Annotated in this window: 4 protein-coding genes; 3 read left to right on the top strand and 1 reads right to left on the bottom strand. The window is 39.9% G+C overall.

The window, feature by feature from the left end; genetic code table 11:
- Nucleotides 1-135: 135 nt before the first annotated feature.
- Entirely contained in the window at nucleotides 136-723 is a 588-nt protein-coding gene (locus IQ229_RS16585; protein ID WP_194045530.1) for a L,D-transpeptidase, read from the bottom strand.
- Nucleotides 724-1333: 610 nt separating this feature from the next.
- Here IQ229_RS16585 and IQ229_RS24580 point away from each other — a divergent pair.
- The 3 genes from IQ229_RS24580 (at nucleotide 1334) to IQ229_RS16575 (ending at nucleotide 3846) form a co-directional block, all read left to right on the top strand.
- The gene (locus tag IQ229_RS24580) at nucleotides 1334-2062 is read left to right on the top strand and encodes a pentapeptide repeat-containing protein (RefSeq protein ID WP_265582992.1); all 729 of its coding nucleotides are present in this window, start codon (nucleotides 1334-1336) and stop codon (nucleotides 2060-2062) included.
- Nucleotides 2035-2574, top strand: coding sequence for a pentapeptide repeat-containing protein (locus IQ229_RS24140; protein WP_265582991.1), 540 nt, complete (start codon nucleotides 2035-2037; stop codon nucleotides 2572-2574). The genes IQ229_RS24580 and IQ229_RS24140 overlap by 28 nt, the downstream gene beginning before the upstream one ends.
- Before the next feature lie 165 nt (nucleotides 2575-2739).
- The gene (locus tag IQ229_RS16575) at nucleotides 2740-3846 is read left to right on the top strand and encodes a TRAP transporter substrate-binding protein (RefSeq protein ID WP_194045528.1); all 1107 of its coding nucleotides are present in this window, start codon (nucleotides 2740-2742) and stop codon (nucleotides 3844-3846) included.
- The last annotated feature ends 143 nt before the right edge of the window (nucleotides 3847-3989 follow it).

The raw sequence follows: 3989 nt of genomic DNA, 5'->3' as shown, positions 1-3989 counted from the left end.
CCATTACTGTTATCTAAATCTTGATAAACAAGCGATGTCTAACGACAAGTTGCTACCCGTCTACACCCACGTTGAAAGGTAAACTAATCATTCAGCATTAGAGATTTTTAGTATATTTATATGAAGTAAGCCAGATTAAGGTTCGACTAAAACAGGCGTACCAAGTTTGACCATTTCATACAGTTCGCGGACATTCTCGTTATACATCCGAACGCAACCATGAGAAGCTGCTTTCCCGACAGATGTTGTATCAGGAGTACCATGAAATCCGATGTATTCTCTGCCAACATTCCAAAATGCAATCCAGCGTTCTCCCAAGGGATTATTTGCACCTGGAAGAACTAATTTTCCAGTTTGAGGATGTGTCCAATCTGGGTTTTTCAACATCTCAATAACTTTGAACTTTCCTATTGGCGTTTCCGACCCTGGTTTACCGACCGCGACTGGATAGCTAGCTTGTAAACTGTCTCCTTTGTATACATACAGCTTCCGCAAACTTCGTTTAAGTACTAGATGGATGTGTTGTTTAGAAGCTGCGGGAACAGTTGGCTTAATTATAGGAGATGCTGGCTTCTCAATTGTTTTTTGGGAATCTGCACGTTTTCCAATGCTCACCCTAGTAGTATGCTGTGATTGCAGCCAGAACAACAGCGCGATTGCACCAAAAACAATACTTAAACCAGTACAAAGTTCTAGGTTATTTTTGATTATCTTGTTTTGCATAAACTATTCAGCTTGGAGCAAAGCTAGCTATTTAAGTTAAAATAATCACTTTTTTAATCAACTTTAAGATAAGAAATTAAACCAATTTCAAAAAAGAATGCGGCATATAAATACTCCTCAACCTTGTTATTTATGGCTTTCTGAATGAGCGTTTGAGTGAATTGGTATTATCTGATTTATCTAAAGGCATACATTGTACAATTCCAAATCTAAGAGGATGTTTGAAAAGTCGTTTTGTCGGTATCAAAAGTTTTAGAACCCTCTAAATTCCCCGGTAAATTGGGGAAATTTGATTCTGGTTTCCTCCTTTTTAAGGAGTTGGGGGTCTAAAAGTACCTAAAGTCACGGCGAAACACTTTTCAAACAACCTCTGAGGCAATATAGTAATCCGATTTGATTCCTGAAATTATCTGCGTAGGTAGGGAACAGGGAACAGGGAATAGGGAACAGGAAAGAAGGGTATAGATGTGTACTGAATCTTGTTCAAAAATCAAATAGGAGTTCTATAGTAAATTTAATAGGTTGCCAATTTTATCCGTGTTTGTACTCTATCATAACTTTACGGATACTCTTAGAATCAACCTAAATTTACTTCCGTAAGGAGTCGGATATGAAGACTTATGACATGTCTTTCATAAAGACCAATGGACTCACGACTTTGTTGGTATTTGTCTCAGTTATATTTATTTTATCATTTACTCTAATTATATTATTTTTTGAAAGCATTCAAGGATTTTCAAACCAAGAAAAAATTGAATACATCACTCAAGCATTAACAACAATTGCCATAATTATTGGGGGATTGGCATTAATTCTTAATGGTTACTATACCTCCAGACTCTCTCTGGATGAGAATCACAGCTTGTTAACACAACTCCTAACTGGAACAGTAGCTTGGGATAACAATATCGTAAATTGTATCAATCAGACACAACTAACTCCCCAAGAAATTGTTTCTGAACGCTTTTCTAAAGCCATTGAACAACTGGGAAATGAAAAGATTGAAACGCGATTTGCGGCAATTTATGCTTTAGAACGAATTGCCAAAGATTCTCCGAAAGATCATTGGACAATCATGGAAATCCTTGCTGCTTTTATCCGTGAAAATGCCCCAGTGAATAGGGAATATGAGGATGAGTCACTGCAATCATCAAAACTTCCTACAGATATTCAAACAGCCTTAACTGTCATTGGCAGACGCTATTCATCTAAAGATCCTGTCAATCAAAAACTCGATTTACGCAATACAGACCTCTGTAATGCAGACTTAACAGAAGCTAACCTCTCTAAAGCAATTTTTGCTGAGCTAACTTGCAATGGGTCAATTTTACCAAAGTAAACCTTTCTGAAGCAGACTTATCTGTTACCTGCCTTTGTGGCTCAATTCTCTATGAAGCTAACCTGCAAAAAGCAATCCTCCCCGAAGCCAATCTCCAAGGCGCAGTTCTTAGAAAAGCGAACCTTTCCCAAGCAATCCTTTATGATGCCAACTTGGAAGGGACAGTTCTTTGTGATGCCAACTTAACAGGAGCAATTCTTTGCGATGCCAACTTGGAAGGAGCAATCCTTTGTGATGCCAACTTGGAAGAAGCCAACTTCGAGGGTAGTAATCTCCAAGATACAAACTTGATTGGCAGTAACTTGCAAAGGGCAAAACTTGCTGGCGCTAATCTAGAAAGTGCATTACTTAGTACAGCTAACCTCCAAGAAGCTAATCTTCAAGAAGCTAACCTCTGTGGAGCCAACTTGAGCGGCTCGGAAAATGTAGAATCACAGCAGATTGAACAGGCAATTGGCGATCGCACAACCATCCTACCGGAAAATCTGAAAATACCTCAACATTGGCGGTAATAACAAGCTAAAGTTTCAACATCTAAAACTTGATTACACGATAGGGACGCATAGTTATGCGTCCCTATCGTGTTTAATTTAGTACCCAAAATTAAAAAATTGCTAAAAACCTGATAAATATTCTCTATCAGCCTAAATTTTCCGCAATTTAAATCACGAACAATTATGAAACGCCGAGAGGTTTTTAACACAGCTGCGATCGCCACTGCAACTGCTGCTAGTCTAGTTTCCTGTAGCCAAGCTGGTAAATCCCCTAGCATACAAGCAGGATTGCCGAATATTCGTTGGCGGATGGCAACTAGCTGGCCCAAATCTTTGGGTACTTTTATCGGTGCTCAAACAGTTTCCCGGCGAGTTGAAGAAATGACCAATGGACGTTTCCAAATTACGCCCTTTGCCGCCGGAGAGTTAGTACCGGGATTGCAAGTACTCGATGCTGTACAAGCCGGGACTGTTGAATGCGGACACACATCTAGCTACTATTACATCGGCAAAAGTTCAGCATTAGCCTTTGCCACCTCCGTACCTTTCGGTTTAAATGCCCAACAGCAGAATTCTTGGCTTTATAACGGTGGTGGATTAGAAGCCATACACAAAATTTATACCAACTTCAACGTGATTAGTTTTCCTGCTGGTAGTACTGGCGCACAGATGGGGGGATGGTTCAAAAAAGAAATCAAGTCTATTTCTGACCTCAAAGGTTTGAAAATGCGAATTCCCGGATTAGGTGGCGAAGTCATGTCCCGTTTAGGGGTGAATGTGCAAGTATTACCTGGAGGCGAAGTTTATTTAGCATTGGATAGGGGAGCAATTGATGCTGCTGAGTGGGTAGGCCCTTACGATGACGAAAAACTCGGTTTAAATAAAGCCGCGCAATTCTACTATTATCCTGGTTGGTGGGAACCAGGGCCAACCTTGGATGTGTTAGTTAATCTCAACGCCTGGAATCGCCTACCCAAAGAATATCAACAGGTTTTGAAGACAGCGAGTTTTGAAGCCAATTTAAATATGCTGAGTCAATACGATTCCTTAAATGGGCAAGCGCTGACGCGGTTATTAGCTGGTGGTACAAAACTAGTTCCTTACAGCCAGGAGATTCTGCAAGCAGCCCAGAAAATCTCCTTTGAGTTATTTGAAGAAAATGCCAGTAAAGATGCGGTTTTTAAACAAGTCTACGACCAGTGGAAAGCCTTTCGCCAGCAGATTTTTAATTGGAATCGCGTTAACGAATTAAGTTATGCCAATTTTGTCACTTCTAATAACATCATGTAACTTATAAAATCTTTGCTTTTCTCTCTGCGCTCTCTGTGCCTCTGTGGTTAAAAAATAATTTATTTCACCGCAGAGGCGCAGAGAGCGCAGAGTAAAGACGAAATCTTTGCCAACAATTTTACCAGTACAGCACTAATATCATG

Source organism: Nostoc cf. edaphicum LEGE 07299, from assembly GCF_015207245.1.
Classification (GTDB): domain Bacteria; phylum Cyanobacteriota; class Cyanobacteriia; order Cyanobacteriales; family Nostocaceae; genus Nostoc; species Nostoc edaphicum_B.
The sequence above is the reverse complement of the archived record's forward strand: the minus strand, read 5'-3'. Positions and strand labels throughout refer to the sequence as shown.